Source organism: Blastococcus sp. HT6-4 (assembly GCF_039679125.1).
In the GTDB taxonomy this organism is placed as follows: Bacteria; Actinomycetota; Actinomycetes; order Mycobacteriales; family Geodermatophilaceae; genus Blastococcus; species Blastococcus montanus.
On record NZ_CP155551.1, the window covers coordinates 1,331,462 to 1,352,787 of the forward strand.

At 73.2% G+C, this 21,326-nt stretch carries 25 protein-coding genes and 1 tRNA gene; 22 read left to right on the forward strand and 4 right to left on the reverse strand.

What is annotated here, in order from left to right; genetic code table 11:
• The first annotated feature begins 9 nt into the window (after positions 1–9).
• The 6 genes from ABDB74_RS06520 (at position 10) to ABDB74_RS06545 (ending at position 4,823) form a co-directional block, all read left to right on the forward strand.
• Positions 10–369 (forward strand): histidine triad nucleotide-binding protein, encoded by a 360-nt coding sequence (locus ABDB74_RS06520; RefSeq protein WP_346622673.1) that lies wholly within the window; start codon positions 10–12, stop codon positions 367–369.
• Between the two features lie 51 nt (positions 370–420).
• Positions 421–1,248, forward strand: coding sequence for an enoyl-CoA hydratase/isomerase family protein (locus tag ABDB74_RS06525; RefSeq protein ID WP_346622675.1), 828 nt, complete (start codon positions 421–423; stop codon positions 1,246–1,248).
• Between the two features lie 273 nt (positions 1,249–1,521).
• Positions 1,522–2,505, forward strand: coding sequence for a PhoH family protein (locus ABDB74_RS06530; protein WP_346622677.1), 984 nt, complete (start codon positions 1,522–1,524; stop codon positions 2,503–2,505).
• Positions 2,506–2,510: 5 nt separating this feature from the next.
• Positions 2,511–3,053 carry an rRNA maturation RNase YbeY gene (ybeY, locus tag ABDB74_RS06535; RefSeq protein WP_346622679.1) on the forward strand — a complete coding sequence of 181 codons (543 nt, stop codon included), beginning with the start codon at positions 2,511–2,513 and terminating at the stop codon, positions 3,051–3,053.
• Positions 3,054–3,132: 79 nt separating this feature from the next.
• Positions 3,133–4,485 carry a hemolysin family protein gene (locus ABDB74_RS06540; protein WP_346622681.1) on the forward strand — a complete coding sequence of 451 codons (1,353 nt, stop codon included), beginning with the start codon at positions 3,133–3,135 and terminating at the stop codon, positions 4,483–4,485.
• Positions 4,486–4,490: 5 nt separating this feature from the next.
• A complete protein-coding gene (locus tag ABDB74_RS06545) occupies positions 4,491–4,823 on the forward strand; it encodes a cytidine deaminase (protein WP_346622682.1) in 333 nt (110 codons plus the stop codon).
• Here the strand turns inward: ABDB74_RS06545 and ABDB74_RS06550 are convergent.
• Positions 4,820–5,407, reverse strand: a complete 588-nt coding sequence (locus ABDB74_RS06550; protein WP_346622684.1) for a hypothetical protein — start codon at positions 5,405–5,407, stop codon at positions 4,820–4,822. The two genes, ABDB74_RS06545 and ABDB74_RS06550, sit on opposite strands and share 4 nt — an antisense overlap.
• Positions 5,408–5,507: 100 nt before the next feature.
• Here ABDB74_RS06550 and ABDB74_RS06555 point away from each other — a divergent pair, with 100 nt between their 5' ends.
• From ABDB74_RS06555 to ABDB74_RS06575, 5 genes are all read left to right on the forward strand, one after another.
• On the forward strand, positions 5,508–5,708 hold the full coding sequence (locus ABDB74_RS06555; RefSeq protein WP_346622686.1) for a hypothetical protein: 201 nt from the start codon (positions 5,508–5,510) through the stop codon (positions 5,706–5,708).
• An 86-nt stretch (positions 5,709–5,794) separates the two neighbouring features.
• Entirely contained in the window at positions 5,795–6,712 is a 918-nt protein-coding gene (gene era / locus ABDB74_RS06560) for a GTPase Era (protein WP_346622688.1), read from the forward strand.
• Positions 6,712–7,506, forward strand: a complete 795-nt coding sequence (recO, locus tag ABDB74_RS06565) for a DNA repair protein RecO (protein ID WP_346622689.1) — start codon at positions 6,712–6,714, stop codon at positions 7,504–7,506. Before era ends, recO begins: the two co-directional genes overlap by 1 nt.
• Positions 7,496–8,260: an isoprenyl transferase gene (locus ABDB74_RS06570; RefSeq protein ID WP_346622690.1), complete on the forward strand. Its 765-nt coding sequence runs from the start codon at positions 7,496–7,498 to the stop codon at positions 8,258–8,260. The genes recO and ABDB74_RS06570 overlap by 11 nt, the downstream gene beginning before the upstream one ends.
• A 182-nt stretch (positions 8,261–8,442) precedes the next feature.
• On the forward strand, positions 8,443–8,742 hold the full coding sequence (locus tag ABDB74_RS06575) for a hypothetical protein (protein ID WP_346622692.1): 300 nt from the start codon (positions 8,443–8,445) through the stop codon (positions 8,740–8,742).
• A 22-nt stretch (positions 8,743–8,764) separates the two neighbouring features.
• On the opposite strand, the gene ABDB74_RS06580 is transcribed toward ABDB74_RS06575, so the two are convergent.
• Complete coding sequence (locus ABDB74_RS06580) at positions 8,765–9,190, reverse strand: transcriptional repressor (RefSeq protein ID WP_346622693.1); 426 nt, start codon at positions 9,188–9,190, stop codon at positions 8,765–8,767.
• Between the two features lie 65 nt (positions 9,191–9,255).
• Here ABDB74_RS06580 and ABDB74_RS06585 point away from each other — a divergent pair, with 65 nt between their 5' ends.
• From ABDB74_RS06585 to ABDB74_RS06630, 10 genes are all read left to right on the forward strand, one after another.
• Positions 9,256–9,531, forward strand: coding sequence for an antibiotic biosynthesis monooxygenase (locus ABDB74_RS06585; protein WP_346622695.1), 276 nt, complete (start codon positions 9,256–9,258; stop codon positions 9,529–9,531).
• A 23-nt stretch (positions 9,532–9,554) separates the two neighbouring features.
• A complete protein-coding gene (locus ABDB74_RS06590) occupies positions 9,555–9,938 on the forward strand; it encodes an HNH endonuclease (protein WP_346622696.1) in 384 nt (127 codons plus the stop codon).
• 72 nt (positions 9,939–10,010) lie between these two features.
• Positions 10,011–11,408, forward strand: coding sequence for a glycine--tRNA ligase (locus tag ABDB74_RS06595; protein ID WP_407062157.1), 1,398 nt, complete (start codon positions 10,011–10,013; stop codon positions 11,406–11,408).
• A gap of 114 nt (positions 11,409–11,522) precedes the next feature.
• The gene (locus ABDB74_RS06600) at positions 11,523–12,974 is read left to right on the forward strand and encodes an aldehyde dehydrogenase (RefSeq protein WP_346622698.1); all 1,452 of its coding nucleotides are present in this window, start codon (positions 11,523–11,525) and stop codon (positions 12,972–12,974) included.
• 126 nt (positions 12,975–13,100) lie between these two features.
• Positions 13,101–14,261 carry a tRNA dihydrouridine synthase DusB gene (gene dusB, locus ABDB74_RS06605; protein ID WP_346622700.1) on the forward strand — a complete coding sequence of 387 codons (1,161 nt, stop codon included), beginning with the start codon at positions 13,101–13,103 and terminating at the stop codon, positions 14,259–14,261.
• A gap of 103 nt (positions 14,262–14,364) precedes the next feature.
• Positions 14,365–14,802, forward strand: coding sequence for a hypothetical protein (locus ABDB74_RS06610; RefSeq protein WP_346622701.1), 438 nt, complete (start codon positions 14,365–14,367; stop codon positions 14,800–14,802).
• 124 nt (positions 14,803–14,926) lie between these two features.
• Complete coding sequence (locus tag ABDB74_RS06615; protein ID WP_346622702.1) at positions 14,927–15,523, forward strand: YdcF family protein; 597 nt, start codon at positions 14,927–14,929, stop codon at positions 15,521–15,523.
• 13 nt (positions 15,524–15,536) lie between these two features.
• Entirely contained in the window at positions 15,537–16,016 is a 480-nt protein-coding gene (locus ABDB74_RS06620; protein WP_346622704.1) for a hypothetical protein, read from the forward strand.
• Positions 15,986–17,902, forward strand: a complete 1,917-nt coding sequence (dnaG, locus tag ABDB74_RS06625; protein ID WP_346622705.1) for a DNA primase — start codon at positions 15,986–15,988, stop codon at positions 17,900–17,902. Before ABDB74_RS06620 ends, dnaG begins: the two co-directional genes overlap by 31 nt.
• The gene (locus tag ABDB74_RS06630) at positions 17,899–18,456 is read left to right on the forward strand and encodes a hypothetical protein (protein ID WP_346622706.1); all 558 of its coding nucleotides are present in this window, start codon (positions 17,899–17,901) and stop codon (positions 18,454–18,456) included. Before dnaG ends, ABDB74_RS06630 begins: the two co-directional genes overlap by 4 nt.
• Positions 18,457–18,496: 40 nt before the next feature.
• On the opposite strand, the gene ABDB74_RS06635 is transcribed toward ABDB74_RS06630, so the two are convergent.
• Positions 18,497–18,706 (reverse strand): hypothetical protein, encoded by a 210-nt coding sequence (locus tag ABDB74_RS06635; RefSeq protein ID WP_346622707.1) that lies wholly within the window; start codon positions 18,704–18,706, stop codon positions 18,497–18,499.
• Positions 18,707–18,842: 136 nt separating this feature from the next.
• Between ABDB74_RS06635 and ABDB74_RS06640 the strand changes: the two genes are divergently transcribed.
• Positions 18,843–18,915 (forward strand) — tRNA-Asn (locus ABDB74_RS06640).
• Between the two features lie 352 nt (positions 18,916–19,267).
• Here ABDB74_RS06640 and acs read toward each other — a convergent pair.
• Positions 19,268–21,214, reverse strand: a complete 1,947-nt coding sequence (acs, locus tag ABDB74_RS06645) for an acetate--CoA ligase (protein ID WP_346622708.1) — start codon at positions 21,212–21,214, stop codon at positions 19,268–19,270.
• Positions 21,215–21,326: the final 112 nt, after the last annotated feature.

The following is a 21,326-nucleotide window of genomic DNA, read 5'->3' on the forward strand; positions in this document are numbered from 1 at the left end:
GTCGGGTCCGTGAGCGACTGCCTGTTCTGCCGCATGGTCGCCGGGGAGATCCCCGCCGACGTCGTCCACCGAACCGACCGCGTGCTGGCCTTCCGCGACATCAACCCCCAGGCGCCGACCCACGTGCTGGTCATCCCGGCGGAGCACCACCGCAACATCGGCGCGCTGGCGGCGGCGGACCCGGGGCTGCTCGGCGAGGTCGTGGCCGCGGCCCACGCCGTGGCGGTGGCTGAGCGCCTGGTCACCGGGGACGGCAACGAGCCGGGCTACCGCCTCGTCACCAACACCGGGCCGCAGGCCGGCCAATCGGTGGACCACGTCCACCTGCACGTGCTCGGTGGGCGCGGCCTCGGCTGGCCGCCCGGCTGAGCCGGCCGGGGCGTCCGTGCGGGCGGCGGAGCGGGCTGACAAGGTGAGGCCATGCCGACGAACGACAGCGCAGCGCCCCTCCGGATCGAGCGCGACGGCGACGTCGCCGTCGTGGTCCTGGACAACCCGCCGCTGAACCTCTTCGACGCGGCGGCGTTCGACGCGATGGAGACGGTGGCCGGCGAGCTGATCGCCCTGACCGACCCGTCCCGGCCCGACCGCGCGCGGGCGGTGCTGGTCGAAGCGCGCGGCAAGGTGGTCTCCGGCGGCGTCGACGTCACGTACTTCCGCGACATCGCCGAGGGGCCGGAGCCGGCGCGGCGCGGCGCTGAGCTGTGGGCCCGGCTGCTGACGGTGGCCAACACCTTCGAGGACCTGCCGGTGCCGACCGTCTTCGCCGCCCACGGCCTCTGCCTGACCGCCGCCTTCGAGCTGGCGCTGTCCTGCGACATCCTGCTGGCCGCGGAGAAGGCGTCCTTCGGCCTGGTCGAGATCGTCGTCGGCCTCACCCCGTCGATGGGCGGACCGCAGCGGCTGGCCGAGCGGGCCGGGCCGGCGCGGGCCAAGGAGCTGATCTACACGGGCGAGCGCTACCCGGCCGCCGTCCTCGAGCGGTGGAACGTCGTCAACCGGGTGCTGCCCGACGACGGGTTCGCCGAGGCGGCCCGCGAGTACGTCCATCGGGTCGCGGCGGGGCCGACCGTGGCGCACGCCGCCACCAAGCGGCTGGCCACCGTCGCCGTCCGGGACGGGGCACGGGCGGCCGATGCCCTGGTGCCGGAGATCTCGGGCCCGCTGTTCGCCACCGACGACCTGCGCGGGGCGGTGGCCTCGTTCCTCGGCGAGGGCCCGGGGAAGGCGACGTACTCCGGTCGCTGACCTCACGCGGGCGACCGGGGATTCGGGGGGCCGGACGCGGGTAGCATCGGGCGGTCCCCAGTGCGATCCCCGCACATCGCCGTCGCAGGAAGGCAGGGTCGAGGGTTCTTGCCCGACACCTCCCCGAACGTCCCCGTGCCCGGTGCCCCCACGTCGCGTGAGGCCTCGGCACAGGCCGCCGCGGCGGATGGCGCACTCGCCGGTCCGTCCACTCCGTTCACCGGCCCGGGAGAACCCGTCCGGGCCACCATCACCGTTCCCGACAGCGTCCCCATGGTCGCCCTGCTGGGCTCGGCCGACGAGCTGCTCCGCCTGGTCGAGGCCGAGGTCGACGCCGACGTGCACGTGCGCGGCAACGAGATCGCCGTCACCGGGCAGCCGGCCGCCAACGCGTTCACGGTCCGGGTGTTCGACGAGCTCATCGCGCTGATCGGCACCGGCCAGCAGCTGCGGCCCGACTCGGTCCGCCGCGTCATCGCCATGCTCAGGGCGGGCGGCTCCGAGCGCCCGGCGGACGTGCTGAGCCTGGACATCATCAGCCGCCGCGGCCGCACCATCCGGCCCAAGACGCTGAACCAGAAGCGCTACGTCGACGCCATCGACTCGCACACGGTCGTCTTCGGCATCGGCCCGGCCGGTACCGGCAAGACGTACCTGGCCATGGCGAAGGCGGTGCAGGCGCTCACCACCAAGCAGGTCAACCGGATCATCCTGACCCGGCCGGCGGTCGAGGCGGGGGAGCGCCTGGGCTACCTGCCCGGCACCCTGTCGGAGAAGATCGACCCCTACCTGCGGCCGCTGTACGACGCACTGCACGACATGGTCGACCCCGAATCCATTCCGCGCCTGATGGCGTCGGGAACGATCGAGGTCGCCCCGCTGGCGTACATGCGGGGCAGGACCCTCAACGACGCGTTCGTCATCCTCGACGAGGCGCAGAACACCACGGCCGAGCAGATGAAGATGTTCCTCACCCGGCTCGGCTTCGGCTCGAAGATCGTGGTCACCGGTGACGTCACGCAGGTCGACCTGCCCGGTGGCGCGCAGAGCGGCCTGAAGATCGTGCGCGAGATCCTCGACGGCATTGAGGACGTCCACTTCAGCAACCTGACCAGCTCCGACGTGGTCCGGCACCGCCTGGTCGGCGACATCGTCGACGCCTACGAGCGGTGGGACGCCACCCGGCAGCCCGCCACGACCCGTCCGGCCGCCGGCGCGCCGACGCGGACCTCGCGACCGCGCCGGCAGGGGAGCTGACCGGCGTGCCCGTCGAGGTGTCCAACGAGTCGGAGATCGCCGTCGACGAGGCCGAGCTGGCGGGCATCTGCCGGTTCGTCCTCGGGGAGATGAAGGTCAACCCGATGGCGGAGCTGTCGGTGCTCTGCGTCGACGTCGAGTACATGAGCAGCCTGCACGAGCGCTGGATGGGCGAGAAGGGCCCCACCGACGTGCTCGCCTTCCCCATGGACGAGTTCGACACCGGCCGGCCCGACGACCCCGAGCCCGGCCCCGCGCTGCTCGGTGACATCGTGCTGTGCCCGGCGGTCGCCGTCCGGCAGGCCCGGGCCGCCGGCCACTCGATGGACGACGAGCTGGTGCTGCTGGCCACCCACGGGGTGCTGCACCTGCTCGGCTACGACCACATGGAGCCCGACGAGGAGAAGGAGATGTTCGGTCTCCAGTCGACGCTCATCGACGCCTGGCGCGCGGCTCCGCGGGAGCCGGTGACCGGCGCCGCGGTGACGGCCCCGCCGCGCGGGCGGGCGACCGGGTCGACCTCGGGTCAGGAGACCGGTTCCCGATGACCTCCGCGAAGGCGACGGGCGAGCGAGCATCGCAGCGAGCGCCAGCGAGCGAGGAGCGGAACGAGTCCGGAGCCGAGCAATGACCTCCGGCGCGATCGTCTCGCTGGTGATCGCCGTCTGCCTGGTTCCGCTCGCCGGCCTGTTCGGCGCCATGGAGGCCGCGCTGCAGCGCGTGTCCAAGGCGCGGGTGGAGGAGCTGCGCCGCGACGGCGTGAAGCGGGCAGCGGCGCTCGAGGAGGTGGTCGCCGAGCGGGCGCGGCACGTCTCGCTGCTCCTGCTGCTGCGGATCGTCTGCGAGATGGTCTCCGCGGTCATCGTGGCCCTGCTGTTCTTCGACCTGTGGGACAGCACGCTCCAGGCGGTCCTGGCCGCAGCGGGTGTCATGACCGTGGTGAGCTACGTCCTGGTCGGCGTGGGCCCGCGCACCCTCGGGCGGCAGCACGCCTACGGCACGGCGCTGGCCACCGCGGGCCTGGTCCGGCTGCTCGGCCGCGTCCTCGGCCCGGTGGCCACCCTGCTGATCCTGGTGGGCAACGCCATCACGCCGGGGCGCGGCTTCCGCGACGGCCCGTTCTCCTCCGAGGTGGAGCTGCGCGAGCTGGTCGACATGGCCGAGGAGCGCGGCGTCGTCGAATCCGGCGAGCGGAACATGATCCACTCCGTCTTCGAGCTCGGTGACACGATCGCCCGCGAGGTCATGGTGCCGCGCACCGACGTCGTCTGGATAGAGCGCACCAAGACCGTGCGTCAGGCGCTCGCCCTCGCCCTGCGCAGCGGTTTCAGCCGGATCCCGGTCATCGGCGAGAACGTCGACGACGTCGTCGGGGTGGTCTACCTCAAGGACCTCGTCCGCCGGTCGCAGCACAGCGGCGACCAGCGCGGTCCGCGGGTCGAGGAGCTGATGCGCACCCCGACGTTCGTGCCGGAGTCCAAGCCGGTCGACGAGCTGCTCCGGGACATGCAGGCGCAGCGCATCCACATCGCGATCGTGGTCGACGAGTACGGCGGCTTCGCCGGGCTGGTCACCATCGAGGACATCCTGGAGGAGATCGTCGGCGAGATCGCCGACGAGCACGACGCCTTCCAGCGGCCGGAGGTCGAGCAGCTCGACGACGGCTCGATGCGGATCACCGCCCGGCTCCCGGTGCAGGACCTGGCGCCGCTGTTCGGCGTCGAACTGCAGGAGACCGACGACGTGGAGACCGTGGGCGGGCTGCTCGCCCGTGAGCTGGGCCGGGTGCCGATCGAGGGGGCCTCGGCCGAGTTCGGCGGTCTGCGGCTGGTCGCCGAGAGCACCGGCGGGCGCCGCAACCGGATCGACACCCTGCTGGTCTGCCGGCTGCCCGATCCGTCGGCGGACGGCGAGGACGCCGGCGACGAGCAGCAGTCGGGGGCCACCCGCGCGGAGATGCCGGCCGTCGTGGAAGGCTGACGGCCGTGGCCGACCTGCACCCCGAGGACGCGAAGCTCGTCACCCTGGCCCGTTCGGCGCGCGGCCGGACCGGCGCCGCCGAGGGGGCCGCGGTCCGCGACACCGACGGCCGCACCTACGTGGCGGCCAGCGTGGCGCTGCCCTCGCTGCGGCTGTCGGCGCTGCAGGCCGCCGTCGCCGCCGCCGTCTCCAGCGGGGTCGAGGGGCTGGAGGCCGCCGTGGTCGTCTCCGCCGCCGACGCCGTGGAGCAGGAGGGGCTCGCCGCCGTCCGCGACCTCACCCCGGGCGCGCCCGTGCACCTCGCCGGCCCCGACGGCGTCGTCCGCGCCACCGCCTAACGGGTGAGCGGGACGCCGAGGGCGTCCGCGAGCGCGGCCGGGTCGCGCGCCCACAGGGTGACGGCCCGCTCGCCGTCGTCGGTCAGGTACCGGATCGCGACGCGGGTGCGCCCCGGCCACCAGCCGCCGCGCTTCTCCGGGCGCGGCCAGTCGGCCGGCGGACGGCCGGTGCGCACGTCCCGCACCAGCACCGACGGGATCACGGCCGACGGGTCGGTGCGGGTGCCGGCGACGTCGAACGAGAGGCCGTGGTCGGAGATCGTCACCCGCCGGGTGTTCACCGCGTACACGGCGAGGCCCGCGACCAGCGCCAGCGGGAGCTCGTCCCGGGCGGCGGGCCAGCCGCCGCGCCAGGCGAAGAGCGCCAGCCAGGCCGCGACGACGAGAACCGCCAGGGCCAGCGCGGCCAGGCCCCCGGGGCGGTACTGCCAGTAGCGCAGCCGGGCGGGGACGACGGTCGCCGAGCGCTTGGGGCCCCAGCCCGCGATGAACCGGTGGCTCCGCACCTGCTCGACGTGCAGCCGCCGCTCGCGCTCGGCCGCCACCCGCGGCACCCGCGACCGCTTCCGCTCTCGTCCTGCCACGGCGCCGATCATCCCAACCCCTGCCGGCTGGCAGGTTCCTTGCGCACGACGTCGTGCCTGCCACTTCCCGGCCCGGCGTGAGAAGCCGATGGTCGAGGGCGTGACGACGATCCTGTTCCTCCTCCTGCTCCTGCTCGTCCTGCGGTCCCTCGGCCGGCCCGCCGCCGGGCCCGCCCGTGCACCCGTCGGCCCGTGGTCCGGGACCGGGGGGCGCATCGCCGCGGACGTCGTGGCCGGCGTCCGGGTGCTCGACCGGCTCTCCGTCGCCCGCCGCGACCGGATCGGCCGCCCCTGGTCCTGACCGCCGTCCCGACCCGGCTGCTCACCTGGTCTGCGCGTCGGACTCCGGAGCGCGGGGATGTCGGCCGCCGGTGGGAGACTGGGTCCGTGAGCAGCCCCGAGCAGTCGCCGCACCGCAGCGGCTTCGTCGCCCTGGTGGGCCGCCCCAACGCCGGGAAGACCACGCTGACCAACGCGATGGTCGGCGAGAAGGTCGGCATCGTCAGCAACCGCCCGCAGACCACGCGGCACGCCATCCGCGGCGTCGTCCACCGGCCCGGCGGGCAGATCGTGCTGGTCGACACCCCGGGCCTGCACAAGCCCAAGAGCCTGCTGGGCAAGCGGCTCAACGACGTCGTGCGCGACACGCTGTCCGACGTCGACGTGATCGTCTTCTGCGTCCCGGCCGACCAGCCCGTGGGCACCGGGGACAAGTTCATCGCCCGCCAGCTCGCCGAGGTGAAGGCGCCGGTCGTCGTCGTGGTCACCAAGACCGACGCCGCGTCGAAGAAGCAGGTCGCCGAGCAGCTGATGGCCGCCAGCGGACTGGTCGAGGCGGCCGAGGTGGTGCCGGTGAGCGCGGTCGGGGGCGACCAGGTCGAGCTGCTCGAGGACCTGCTGATCAGGCTGCTGCCCGAGGGGCCGCCGCTGTACCCGGAGGCGCAGACCACCGACGAGGACGTCGAACTGCAGATCGCGGAGCTGGTCCGCGAGGCGGCGCTGGAGAAGGTGCGCCAGGAGGTGCCGCACTCGCTGGCCGTCACGGTGGAGGAGATGAACCGGCGCCCCGATCCCAAGCGCGCCGGCGGCGAGCTGGTCGAAGTGCACGCGCTGCTGCACTGCGAGCGGCCGAGCCAGAAGCCCATGCTGCTGGGCAAGGGCGGGAACATCATCAAGGCGATCGGCACCGAGGCCCGTGCGGGCATGGAGACGCTGCTGGGCGCGCGGGTGCACCTGGAGCTGCACGTCACCGTGCTCGGCGAGTGGCAGGACGACCCGAAGAAGCTCAACCGGCTGGGCTATTGATGAGCGCGCACACCCCGAAGGCGCTGTACCGGGACGAGGGCATCGTCCTGCGCACCCAGAAGTTGGGTGAGGCCGACCGGATCGTCACCGTGCTCACCCGCCGCCACGGCAAGGTCCGGGCGGTGGCCAAGGGCGTGCGCCGCACCAAGAGCAAGTTCGGCGCCCGGCTCGAGCCGTTCACCCACGTCGACCTGCAGCTCTACACCGGGCGCAACCTCGACATCGTCAGCCAGGCCGAGTCCATCCGGTCCTACGGCCAGGAGATCGTCGCCGACTACCCGGCGTACACCGCGGGCACCGCCGTCCTGGAGACCGCCGACCGGCTCACCGCCGAGGAGAAGGAGCCGTCGCTGCGGCTGTTCCTCCTGGTCGTCGGCGCACTGCGGGCGCTGGGGGAGAGGACCCACCCGGCGCCGCTCGTGCTCGACGCGTTCCTCCTGCGGGCCATGTCGGTGGCCGGCTGGGAGCCCGCGCTGTCGGAGTGCGCCCGCTGCGGCGAGGCCGGTCCGCACCGGCACTTCTCCGTCCCCGCCGGCGGCACCGTCTGCCCGGCCTGCCGGCCGACCGGCTCGGCGATGCCCAGCCCCGTGACCATCGAGCTGCTCGACGCGCTGCTGACCGGCGACTGGGACCACGCCGAGGCCAGCCTCGGGATCAACCGGCGCGAGGGCAGCGGCCTCGTCGCCGCGCTCCTGCAGTGGCACCTGGAGCGCGCGCTGCGCTCGCTGCCGCTGGTCGATCGATCCGAACCGTCGGCACCCCGCCGGGAGATGAGCCTGCTCAGTGAGGCGTGAGGTCAAGGCCCCCAGTCCGCACCCGTCGGGCGCGCGACCCCCGCAGCTACCGGCGGACAAGGTGCCCCGGCACGTGGCGATCGTCATGGACGGCAACGGCCGCTGGGCGAAGCAGCGCGGGCTGCCGCGCACCGCCGGTCACGAGGCGGGGGAGTCCTCGCTGTTCGACTGCGTCGAGGGCGCCATCGAGCTCGGCGTGAAGGCGATCAGCGCCTACGCCTTCTCCACGGAGAACTGGCGGCGCAGCCCCGAGGAGGTGCGCTTCCTCATGGGCTTCAACCGTGACGTGATCCGCCGTCGCCGTGACGAGATGCACGAGCTCGGGGTGCGCGTCCGCTGGGCGGGTCGCCGTCCCCGGCTATGGCGCTCGGTGATCAAGGAGCTGGAGGTCGCCGAGGAGCTCACCCGCGACAACGACGTCCTCACCCTCACCATGTGCGTCAACTACGGCGGACGCGCCGAGATCGCCGACGCCGCGGCCGCCATCGCCCGCGAGGTGGCGGCCGGGCGGCTGAACCCGGACAAGGTCGACGAGGACACCGTCGCCCGGTTCCTCGACGAGCCGGACATGCCCGACGTCGACCTGTTCGTGCGCAGCTCCGGGGAGAACCGGACCAGCAACTTCCTGCTCTGGCAGTCCGCCTACGCGGAGTTCGTCTTCCTCGACACCCTCTGGCCCGACTTCGACCGCCGGCACCTGTGGGCGGCGTGCGAGGAGTTCGCGGCGCGGCAGCGCCGCTTCGGCACCGCCTGAGGACGGCGGGAGGTCTCGCCGCGGCGGCGGTGCGCCGTCAGCCGCATGCGGACGGTGACGGCGGGCGCGGATGCGGGCAGGCCGGCCGCGCTGCCGCAGGGGAACGGGCCGCGCTTCGGTCACACTCGGTGAACGCGGCCGACGTGGTTCCGCGGGTGCACCACGGGGAGGGAGCCGCAGCCATGAGCCAGCCCCCCGGTGCCGACGGTCGTCCGGCCCCGCCCGACCCCGAGTTCCCGCCGCCGGGGTCGGATCGGCCGACCACTCCCTCCCCGCAGCCCGGTGGCGAGGACGCGTCAGGGGCGTACGGTGCCGCCTTCGCCGCCGGCTACGGCCCGCCGCCCGAGGCATTCGGTGAGCCGGACCCCGACGACGAGCCACCCGACGGGCCCCGCCGCCGCACCCTCCTGCCGTGGCTCCTCGGCGCGGCCGCGATCCTCCTGTCGGGGCTCGTGCTCCTGCTCGTGTTCCTGCTGAGCTAGGTGTACTGACCGGTCAGGTCGATCAAGCGGGCGTGCGCTCCGACGCCGGCTCCTGGCTGCCCGCGGTGCCGGCCTGGCACGCGCTGCAGGTCCCGAAGACCTCCAGCGTGTGGCTGACGTCGACGAAGCCGTGCTGACCGGCGATCCGGTCGGCCCAGCGCTCGACGGCCGGACCGGCCACCTCCACGGTCAGCCCGCAGCCCCGGCAGACCAGGTGGTGGTGGTGCTGCCGGCTGCACCGCCGGTACAGGGCCTCACCGGTGTCGGTGCGGATGGAGTCCAGCTCCCCGTCGTCGGCCAGCGACTGCACGGCTCGGTACACCGTCGACAGGCCCACGGCATCGCCGGCGTCGCGGAGCCGTGCGTGCACCTCCTGCGCGCTGTGGAAGCCGTCGAGGTCGGCGAAGACGGCTCGGACGGCGGCGCGCTGTCGGGTGGTCCGGACCATGCGCCCATGGTGACAGGCGGGCATGGGAGCGTCTGCGCACGGCTCGGTCGACGACGGGAGGTCCGGTGTTCGCGGTGACACGGCTACGGGTGGCCACGGGCGATGCGGCGGCGCTGGCCGACGCGGTGGCCCGGTTGCTGGCCGCGCTCGCGGGCAGGCCCGGGTTCCGCGACGGCGAGGTCGGCCGGGCCGCCGACGACCCGGCGCTGTGGGCGCTGGTCACCCGCTGGGACGGCGTCGGGGCCTACCGCCGCGCGCTGTCGGCGGCCGAGGTGAAGATCGCCGGTGCCCCGGTCTGGGTGCACGCCGTCGACGAACCGGGTGTCTACCTCACCGACTGACCCGCGGGCCCTACGGTGCCACCGTGGTCAGCCGCACCCGCACCGCCCGCTACGCCCGCCGGCGCAAGCGGCGGATGGACGCCGTCGAGCACGACCTCACCGACGCGCAGTGGATCGCGCTCGAGCACGCGTGGGCTGGGTGCGCGTACTGCGGGTCCATCGGCACGCCCCTGCAGCGGGACTGCGTGCTCCCCATCTCGCGGGGTGGCCGGTACACGTTCGGCAACGTCGTCCCGGCCTGCTGTTCCTGCAACGCCAGCAAGTGCAACGACGAGGTCACCGGGTGGCTGCGGCGCAAGCGGCTGGACGAGCGGGCCTTCCTCGTGCGGCACGCCGAGATCCGGGCCTCGCTCGCACTGCTGTTCCGCCCTGCGGCGTCGGAGCCGTCGGCCACGGCGACCGACTGAGGGCGCCGCGCCACCGGGCAACTACCGTGGGCAGGTCAACCGCCGACCGCCAGCCGGATGGAGCCTCTCCGCGTGAGCACCGCCAAGCACGACCCCGCCCGCCTCGACAAGGTCGTGAACCTCTGCAAGCGACGGGGTTTCGTCTTCCCGTCCGGCGAGATCTACGGCGGCACCCGCTCCGCCTGGGACTACGGCCCGCTGGGCGTCGAGCTCAAGGAGAACATCAAGCGCCAGTGGTGGCGCACCGTCGTGCAGAGCCGGGACGACATCGTGGGCCTGGACTCGTCGGTGATCCTGCCCCGCCAGACGTGGGTGGCCTCCGGTCACGTCGGCGTCTTCACCGACCCGCTGACCGAGTGCCAGAGCTGCCACAAGCGCTTCCGGGCCGACCACCTCGAGGAGGAGTTCGAGGCGCGCAAGGGCCGGGCGCCGGAGAACGGCCTGGCCGACATCGCCTGCCCGAACTGCGGCACCAAGGGCGCGTGGACCGAGCCGCGTGACTTCAACATGATGCTCAAGACCTACCTCGGCCCGGTCGAGGACGAGTCGGGGCTGCACTACCTGCGCCCGGAGACCGCGCAGGGCATCTTCGTGAACTTCGCCAACGTGATGGGTGCGGCCCGGAAGAAGCCGCCGTTCGGCATCGGCCAGATCGGCAAGTCGTTCCGCAACGAGATCACCCCCGGCAACTTCATCTTCCGCACCCGCGAGTTCGAGCAGATGGAGATGGAGTTCTTCGTCGAGCCGGGCAGCGACGAGGAATGGCACCAGTACTGGATCGACGAGCGCACCCGCTGGTACACCGACCTCGGCATCGCCCCGGAGAACCTGCGGCACTACGAGCACGCGAAGGAGAAGCTGTCGCACTACTCGAAGCGCACCGTCGACATCGAGTACCGCTTCGGCTTCCAGGGCTCGGAATGGGGTGAGCTGGAGGGCATCGCCAACCGCACCGACTTCGACCTCTCCACGCACTCGGAGCACTCGGGCACGGACCTGTCCTACTTCGACCAGGCCACCAACACCCGCTGGACGCCGTACGTCATCGAGCCCGCGGCCGGCCTGACCCGCTCGCTGATGGCCTTCCTCATCGAGGGCTACACCGAGGACGAGGCGCCCAACGCCAAGGGCGGGGTCGACGTCCGCACCGTGCTCCGGCTCGACCCGCGGCTGGCGCCGGTGAAGGCCGCCGTCCTGCCGCTGTCGCGCAACGCCGACCTCTCGCCCAAGGCCCGCGACCTCGCGGCGGCGCTGCGGCGGAACTGGAACGTCGACTTCGACGACGCCGGCGCCATCGGCCGCCGGTACCGCCGGCAGGACGAGATCGGCACCCCGTTCTGCCTCACCGTCGACTTCGACACCCTCGAGGACCAGGCGGTGACCATCCGGGAGCGCGACTCGATGAGCCAGGAGCGCGTGGCCCTGGACCAGGCCGAGTCCTACCTCGCGGCGCGGCTCCCCAGCTGCTGACCGACCCCGTGTGTGCGCTGAGGCCCGGTTCCGAGCTCTGGAACCGGGCCTCAGCGCACACGCGGGCCGGATCTCACCTCCCCGCGAACCCGACCCCCAGTAGAAGGAGCTCCCATGTTCGAGACCAATCTCCTCATCGGCACCGAGCAGGTTCCGGCCACCCGCGGGCGGACGTTCGACCGCGCCAACCCGGTCAGCGGCGACGTGGTGACCCGCAGCCAGGCGGCCGGCGTCGCCGATGCGCTCAAGGCCGTCGACGCCGCCGCGGCAGCGTTCGAGAAGTGGGCCGCCACCACGCCCGGCGAGCGCCGGATGAAGCTGCTCGAGGCCGCCGACCTGCTGGAGGCGAACACCGACCGCTTCGTCGAGCGGATGGCCGCCGAGTGCGGTGCGACCGCGGGGTGGGGCCACTTCAACGTCCACCTCGCCGCGGGCATGCTCCGGGAGGCCGCGGGCCTGACGACCCACGTCGGCGGGCAGGTCATCCCCTCGGACATCCCCGGCAGCCTGAGCATGGGCATCCGCCAGCCGGCGGGCGTCGTGATCGGCATCGCGCCGTGGAACGCGCCGGTGATCCTGTCGACCCGCGCCGTGGCGTTCCCGCTCGCCGCCGGGAACACCGTCGTCCTCAAGTGCTCCGAGCTCTCCCCGGCCACGCACATGCTCCTGGGCGAGATCCTGGTCGAGGCCGGCCTGGGCGACGGCGTCGTCAACGTGATCACCGTGGCCCCGGAGGACGCCGCCGAGGTGACCGAGGCGATGGTGGCCCACCCGGCGATCCGCCGGCTCAACTTCACCGGCTCGACCCGGGTCGGCCGCATCATCGGCGAGGTCTGCGCGCGCCACCTCGTGCCCGCGCTCCTCGAGCTGGGGGGCAAGAACCCGCTGCTCGTCCTCGACGACGCCGACATCGACGCCGCCGTCCAGGGGGCGACGTTCGGCGGCTTCGTCAACCAGGGCCACGTCTGCATGTCGACCGACAAGATCATCGTCCACGAGTCGATCGCCGAGGAGTTCGTCGAGAAGTTGGTCGCAAGGGTGGAGTCGCTGCCGATCGGCGACCCGCGCGAGGGGGACGTCGTCCTCGGCTCGGTCATCGGCACGAGCACCGTCGAGCACATCCAGCGGCTGGTGGACGACGCCGTCGCCAAGGGGGCGAAGGTGCTGACCAAGGGCGAGCCGCAGGGCACGATCATGCCCGGGGTGGTGCTCGACCACGTCACGCCGGACATGGAGATCTTCCACGAGGAGATCTTCGGCCCGGCCGTCACGATCACCCGGGTCGCGAGCGAGGAGGACGCGGTCGCCGCGGCCAACGACAGCGCCTACGGGCTGTCGGCGGCCGTCTTCACGCGCGACGCCGCGCGTGGGTTCCAGGTCGCCCGGCGGATCGAGTCCGGCATCTGCCACATCAACGCGCCCACCGTGCACGACGAGGCGCAGATGCCCTTCGGTGGTGTGAAGGACAGCGGGTACGGGCGGTTCGGCGGGCTCGCGGGCATCGAGGCCTTCACCGAGCTGCGCTGGATCAGCATGCAGGTGGAGCCGCGCGTCTACCCGTTCTAGGAGAGCCCCGCCGTCGAGTGGGCGGTCGCGGTCGGCGGCACGGTGCGACGCGCCGGTCCTGCCGACCGCACTGCCCACTCGGCCGGGCGGTGAGGATGGCGGGGGCCGCCACCTACTCTGGGTGTCATGACCAGCACGCTCGAGCCGACGACGACGGCCCTGCCGCCGCTGAAGCTGGGCGCGCTCGCCGTCGACCCCGCGGTGGTGCTCGCGCCGATGGCCGGCATCACCAACCCGGCCTTCCGCACGCTGTGCCGGGAGTTCGGCGCCGGTCTCTACGTCTGCGAGATGATCACCACGCGGGCGCTGGTGGAGCGCAGCGCGAAGACCCTGCAGATGGTGCGCGCGACCGCGGACGAGAAGGACGCGTTCTCCGTCCAGCTCTACGGCGTCGACCCGGCCACGGTGGGCCGCGCCGTGGAGATGCTGGTCGACGAGGGCGTCGCCGGCACCCGCCCGGCGCACATCGACCTGAACTTCGGCTGCCCGGTGCCCAAGGTGACCCGCAAGGGCGGCGGCTCCGCGCTGCCGTGGCGCCGGGTCCTGCTGCGCGACATCGTGCGCGAGGCCGTCCGCGCCGCCCGGGACGTGCCGGTCACCATCAAGACCCGCATCGGCATCGATGCCGACCACGTCACCTACCTCGACGCCGGCCGGATCGCCCAGGACGAGGGCGCCGCGGCGATCACCCTGCACGGGCGCACCGCCGACCAGCTCTACAGCGGCACCGCCGACTGGTCGCCGATCGCCCGCCTGGTCGAGGCGGTCGACATCCCGGTCCTGGGCAACGGCGACGTCTGGGAGGCCGATGACGCGCTGCGCATGGTGGCCGAGACGGGATGCGCCGGCGTCGTCATCGGGCGCGGCTGCCTGGGGCGGCCGTGGCTGTTCGGCGACCTCGCCGCTGCCTTCGCCGGGGAGAGCCGCCGTGCGCTGCCGACGCTGCGCGAGGTCGCGGGGATCATGCACCGGCACGCCACGCTGCTGTCCGGGGACCAGGGGGAGCTGCACGGCTGCACCGACTTCCGCAAGCACGTGGCCTGGTACCTCAAGGGCTTCTCGGTCGGCTCCGACGTCCGGCGGGCGCTGGCGATGGTGAGCGCCCTGGACGAGCTGGCCGAGCTGCTCGACCGGATCCCCGACCAGCCGTACCCGACGGTGGTCCTCGGCGCGCCGCGCGGGCGCACCAGCACCCCGCGTCCGGTGGCCCTGCCCGAGGGCTGGCTGGCCGACCGCGACGACCCGCGCCCGCCGGCGGGGGCGGAACTGGAGACGAGCGGCGGATGACGGTCGCGAGAACGACGGTCGAGGGAGCATCGCCGCCGGCTGCGGGCACCTCCCGCTTGCGGGGGACAGCGAGCGAGGAGCGGATCGAGACCGGAGTCGAGCCATGAGCGGACCGTTCCTCTACGACGAGGACCCGGCGCCGCTGCACACCGGCACGCCGCGCGCGCGGAAGGGCTGGCTGATCGGCGGCCTGGTCGGGGTTCCCCTGGTCGCCGTCGGCATGGTGGCAGCGCTGTACCTGGTCCAGGGATCGCCCGAGGAGCAGGCCACCCAGGTGACCGGGGTGTTCCTTGCCGCGCTGGCCGCCGGAGACAGCGAGACCGCGTACCAGCTCCTCTGCGAGGACGAGCGGGCCCGCCTCGACGTCGACGGGCTGGACGAGGAGTACCTGCGGCCGGGCGCGGCCGAGGTGATCGGCGTCGAGGACGACGCGACCGAGGGCGCCCGCATCCAGGAGGTCACCGTCCGGTGGGAGGACGGCGCGACGGCGCAGCTGGAGGTCGTCCGCGAGGACGGCCCGCGGATCTGCGGCATCGACTGAGGTCCTTCTTCCCCGCCGCACTGGATGCTGACGGGGTGGGCCGGCACACCGGTCCGGGGAGGCGCGGACGGTCAGCACCGCGTGGTACCCATGACGGGTGGGTGTGCGGAGTCTGGTGGGGCGCGTGGCAGGAGCCGCCGCCCTGGCTGCCGTGCTGTTCGTCGTCTCCACGGCGCTGGCCATCTGGTGGACCGCCCGGCAGGACGCCCGACCGCTGTCGGACGCGATCGTCGTGCTCGGCTCGGCGCAGTACAACGGCGTCCCGTCGTCGATCTTCGAGGCGAGGCTGGAGCACGCCCGCACGCTGTACGAGGACGGGGTGGCGCCGGTGATCGTCACCGTGGGCGGCAAGGCGGTCGGTGACCAGTTCACCGAGGCCGAGGCCGGGCGGGACTACCTGGCCGCGACCGGCGTACCGGGTCACGCGCTGTTCGCGGTGCCCGAGGGGGTCGACACCCTGCAGAGCATGCGGCTGGTCGGCGAGGCGTTCGACGAACGCGGCTGGGAGCGGGCGGTGCTGGTCACCGACCCCTGGCACGCGATGCGCGCCGAGCGGATGGCCGAGGACGCCGGCATGGAGGCCGAGAGCTCGCCCACGCGCCAGGGGCCGGCGGTGCAGACCCGTGCCACCCAGTTCCGCTACATCGTGCGGGAGACTGCTGCCTACCTGCTCTACCGCGTCACGGGCGAGAGCATCGCCGGCGCACCCGGCATCGGCTGAGGGAGGGACGACGGTGCTCGAACTGGGCAAGGCAGGCTCGCTCGGCACGGGCGCGGGTGTGCACCCGGTCCTGCGCGAGGGGTCCGTCGTCGCCACGCTCCGGGCCGCGCGGTGGACGGAGGCCGCGACGGTGGTCGTCGACGGTCGCACCTGGGAGTTCGCCCGGCGTGCCCGCGAGCTCACCGGGCGCCGGTCGGGTGACCCGGAGTCCGTCGCCCGGCTGTGCGCGCGGCAGACGTCCGCCTGGAAGGGAACCTGGGCGATCGACCTCGACGGCACGCCGGTCGAGGTACGACCCGCCTCCCGGTGGCGGGGCACGCACCGTTTCCTGGCGCACGGGCGTCCGGTGGCCGAGAGCGGCACCACGCCGGGCTGGACCCCCCGCGCCGTCATCACCATGGACGGCTCCCTACCGCTGGAGCAGCAGGTCTTCCTGCTGTGGTGGGAGCACGTCGTCCGCCGGTGGACCGCGGCAGCCGCGGGCGCGGCCTGATGGCCGGCCGGGGACGGATCCGGGCGGCCGACATCGCCGTGGTCCGCGAACGGAGCAAGATCGACGAGATCGTCGGTGAGCACCTGCAGCTGAAGCGGGCGGGCGGCGGGAGCCTCAAGGGCCTGTGCCCGTTCCACGACGAGAAGTCGCCGTCGTTCCAGGTCACGCCCAGCCGCGGGCTCTACCACTGCTTCGGGTGCGGGGTGGGCGGCGACGTCATCTCCTTCGTCCAGCAGATCGACCACCTCTCCTTCTCGGAGGCGGTCGAGCTGCTGGCCGGCCGGGCCAACATCGAGCTGAAGTACGAGGACGACGGCGGGCGCCCCACCGCGGGGCCGGACCGCGCCTCGGTGGGGCAGCGGGCGCGGCTGGTCGCGGCCAACACCGCCGCGGCCGCCTTCTACGCCGAGCAGCTCGGCAGCCCCGAGGCCGCGCCGGCCCGCCAGTTCCTCGCCGACCGCGCGTTCGACCGGCAGGCGGCGCTGGACTTCGGCTGCGGGTACGCCCCGGGCGGCTGGGACGGGCTGACCCGCCACCTGCGCGCCAAGGGCTTCAGCCAGGCGGAGCTGGTCACGGCGGGGCTGGCGAAGGAGTCGTCCCGGGGCACGCTGATCGACCGGTTCCACCGGCGGCTGGTGTGGCCGATCCGCGACATCACCGGCGACGTCATCGGGTTCGGCGCCCGCAAGCTCATGGACGACGACCCGGGGCCGAAGTACCTCAACACCCCGGAGACCCCGCTCTACAAGAAGAGCAACGTCCTCTACGGCATCGACCGCGCCAAGCGGGACATCGCCAAGCGGCACCAGGCCGTCGTCGTCGAGGGGTACACCGACGTGATGGCCTGCCACCTGGCCGGCGTCACCACGGCGGTGGCCTCCTGCGGCACCGCGTTCGGTGCCGAGCACATCGGCGTGCTGCGCCGCCTGCTCATGGACCAGGACGAGTTCCGCGGCGAGGTCGTCTACACCTTCGACGGCGACGCCGCCGGCCAGGCGGCGGCGATGAAGACCTTCGCCGAGGACCAGCGCTTCGTCGGGCAGACGTTCGTCGCGGTCGAGCCCGACGGCCGCGACCCGTGCGAGCTGCGCCAGGAGCGCGGCGACACCGCCGTCCGCGACCTCGTCGCCCGTCGCACCCCGCTGATCGCCTTCGTGCTGCGGACGACGCTGGCCGGCTACGACCTCGACACCGTCGAGGGCCGCGTCGCCGCGTTGGAGAAGACCGTCCCGCTGGTCGCGCAGATCAAGGACCACGCGCTCCGCCCCGCCTACGCCCGCGAGCTCGCCGGGATGATCGGCCAGCTCGACGAGGCGGAGGTGCTGGAGCGGATGCGCCGGCTCAGCGGCGACGGGGGAGGGGCGCCGTCCCGTGGCCGGCCGCGCACGCCGAAGCGGACGCCGGACGACGCGGCCGTGGCCGTGGAACGGGAGGCGGTGAAGGTGGCGCTCCAGGCACCGGAGCACGCCGGGCCGGTGTTCGACGCCATCCCGCCGGCGGCCTACACCGACCCCGACTACGCCGCCGTCGCCGCCGCGGTGGCCGCGGCCGGTGGCGCAGCCGGTGCCACGGTCACCGGCCCGGCGTGGCTGGACCACGTGAGCGCACACATCGAGCGGGACAGCGCGCGAGCACTCCTGACCGCGCTGGCGGTCGAACCGCTCCGCTCGGTGACCGGGGAGTCCGACCCCGGCTACGCCAACGCGATCCTGGCGCGGCTGCAGGAGATGGCGACGGTCCGCCAGGTGGCGGCGCTGAAGGGCAAGCTGCAGCGGATGAACCCCGTCGAGGCGGGCGACGAGTACATGAAGGCGTTCAAGGCGCTGATGGACCTCGAGCAGCTGGCGATCTCGCTGCGCAAGCGGGCGATGGGCGGCCTGGCATGAGCCTGCTGGCCGACCTGCGGCGCCGCTTCGCCCGCCCGCCGGAGCCGGTCCGGGCCGCGGTGACCGCCGATCCGGACGAGCGGGTGCTGGCCTGGGGCGCGCTCACCCGGGACGCCGGCTGGCTGGTCGCGACCTCGCGCGGGCTGCGACAGGTGGCCCCCGACGGCGCAGGCAGCGTCCTGCCGTGGCACGAGGTGGGCAGCGCCCGCTGGGCGGCGACCGCCGACGGCGGTGGCACGTTCACGGTCACGCCGCTCACCGAGGTGGAGCCCGGCGTGCAGGCGCGCCTGCCGGCGGTGCGGCACGTGCTGGCCGACGCCGGCGACCTTCCTGCGGTCGTGCGCCGGCGGGTGGACCAGACCGTGGTCACCAGTCGCCGGTCGCCGTTGCCCGGGAGGGGAGGGGTGATCCTGGTCGCGCGCCGGGTGCCCGGTCAGGCGGCGCGGGAGTGGACCGTCGTCTTCGACGACGACTCCGACCGCGACGACCCCGCGGCCCGTGAGACCGCGCGGCGCAAGCTGGCGGAGGCAGTCGCCGCCGAGCAGCCGGACTGATCCGGCAGCCGCTCGGTGCGGCGCAGCCGGGCCGCGGAGGTCAGCGCGGGGGCTCGGCGCCCATGTGCGCCTTGAGGGTGGAGACGGCGTCGTCGGCCTTGGCCTGGGCCATGCCGGCGATGCTCTGCAGGCGGGGGTCGTCCTTGGCGTGCTCCCAGGCGCGGCGGATCTGCTCGTAGCGCTCGCGGCCGGCCCGCGAACCGAGCACGTAACCAGCACCGAAACCGGCGAGGAACGACAGCTTGGCCACGGGGAACCTCCTGGATGAACGCGCGGTGAACGCCGACACGCTACCTTCGGGGCGCATCGCCCGCTGTCCGCGAGGCGTGTGCGGCGGCCCGCGGGCCGTGGGGTACTCTCGTCGAGCCAGCGGGTCACGCCGCTGATCCCCCGTAGCTCAATTGGCAGAGCATGCGACTGTTAATCGCAGGGTTACTGGTTCAAGTCCAGTCGGGGGAGCAGAGATGGGCCTCTGACCAGCACGTTCGTTGGTCGGAGGCCTTCGTCGTTCGGTGGTGGGCCAGGGCTGATCCCCCGCAAACCCTCCGGTTTCATCCCGCCTACCGTGCCAGGACCAGCAGATCAGCGGCTCTCTCCGGGCTGGTGGTGTCCTCGACAGGCCGCACCCGCCGGCCACACCACGATCGCGGCCGGCCTGACCCCCGGGTCCCGCCTCCGGCTATCCCGGCTGCACGGCCGTACCGCGCAGTCCTCGTGCTGCACGTGCAGGCGCCCCTCCCGGGTGTCCGGGGAGCCGTCGGCGCCCTCCCGGCTCCCTGGTCGGGAGGCGGGAGGGCGGGGCAGGTGTGGGCTATTCGGCGGGTGTGGCGGGCAGTTTGTCCTTGATCATGTTCATGACCGAGGAGTCGGTGAGGGTGGTGACGTCGCCGAGTTCGCGGTTCTCGGCGATGTCGCGGAGCAGCCGGCGCATGATCTTGCCCGATCGGGTCTTGGGGAGTTCCTGGACGACCATGATCTGGCGTGGTTTGGCGATGGGGCCGATGTCGCGGGCGACGTGGGTGCGCAGGGTCTGCACCAGTTCGTCGCCGGAGTCCTCGGCGGTTCCGCGGAGGATGACGAAGGCGACGATGCCCTGGCCGGTGGTGGGGTCGCTGGCGCCGACGACGGCGGCTTCGGCGACGGTGGGGTGGCCGACGAGGCTGGATTCGACTTCGGTGGTGGAGATGCGGTGGCCGGAGACGTTCATGACGTCGTCGACCCGGCCGAGCAGCCAGATGTTGCCGGCGGCGTCCTTCTTGGCGCCGTCGCCGGCGAAGTAGACGTCGGTGCCGAAGCGGGACCAGTAGGTGTCGACGTAGCGGTCGTCGTCGCCCCAGATGGTGCGCAGCATGGCCGGCCAGGGCTCGGTGAGCACGAGCAGGCCGGTGGAGTCGTCGGTGAGCTCGTTGCCCTCGTCGTCGACGACCTTGGCGGAGATGCCGGGGAAGGGGTGCTGCGCGGAGCCGGGGGTGAGGGTGGTGACGCCGGGCAGCGGGGTGAGCATGTGGGCGCCGGTCTCGGTCTGCCACCAGGTGTCCATGATCGGGCAGCGGCCGCCGCCGACGTGCTGGTGGTACCACAGCCACGCCTCGGGGTTGATCGGCTCGCCGACCGAGCCGAGCAGCCGCAGCGAGGTCAGGTCGAACCCGGCGGGGATGTCCTCGCCCCACTTCATGAACGTGCGGATCACGGTGGGGGCGGTGTAGAGGATGGTGACGCCGTATTTCTGGATGAGTTCGAACCAGCGGCCGCGGTGCGGGGTCTCCGGGGTGCCCTCGTACATGACCGAGGTGGCCCGGTTGGCCAGCGGCCCGTAGACGATGTAGCTGTGGCCGGTGACCCAGCCGACGTCGGCGGCGGTCCAGTACACGTCGGTGTCGGGCTTGAGGTCGAAGGTGGCCCAGTGGGTGTAGGCGACCTGGGTGAGGTAGCCGCCGGAGGTGTGCAGGATGCCCTTGGGCTTGGCCGTGGTGCCCGAGGTGTACATGATGTAGAGCGGGTGCTCGGCGTCGAAGAACTCGCACGCGTGCTCGGCCGGCTGCCGGCCCACGACGTCGTGCCACCACAGGTCGCGGCCCTCGGTCCACTCCACGTCCTGCTCGGTCCGCTTCACCACGACGACGTTGCGGACGCCGGGGCTGCGGCCCACCGCGTCGTCGACGGCGGGCTTGAGCGCGCTGGGCGCGCCGCGGCGGTACCCGCCGTCGGCGGTGATGACCAGGACGGCGCCGGCGTCGTCGAGCCGGCTGGCCAGGGCGTCGGCGGAGAACCCACCGAAGACCACCATGTGCACCGCGCCGATGCGGGCGCAGGCCAGCATCGAGATGATCGCCTCGGGGATCATCGGCAGGTAGATCGCCACCCGGTCACCGGCGCGCACGCCGAGCTCGGTCAGCGCGTTCGCGGCCCGGCAGACCTCGTCGGTGAGCTGGGCGTAGGTGAGCGTGCGGGTGTCGCCGGGCTCACCCTCCCAGTGGTAGGCCACCTGCTCGCCGTGCCCGGCCGCCACGTGCCGGTCCAGGCAGTTGTAGGCGACGTTGAGCTTCCCGCCGACGAACCACTTCGCGAACGGCGGGTTGCTCCAGTCCAGCACCGTGTCCCAGCGCCGGTCCCAGGTCAGCCGCTCGGCCGCGGACTCCCAGAACCCCAGCCGGTCCCGGGCCGCCTCCTCGTACACCTCCGGGCCGACGTTCGCCTGCGCGGCGAGGCTCTCCGGCGGCGCGAACGTGCGGCCGTCGTCCTGGGTCGTCTCACTCATGCGGAAACCTCCGTGAAGGGCGTCGCGCGGCCATCGGGCCACGCATGTGCTGTCCGTGAATCGTGTGGGAGCTCCCGGCGAGGCGTGCGCCCCCGAGACGGGGCGCACGCCT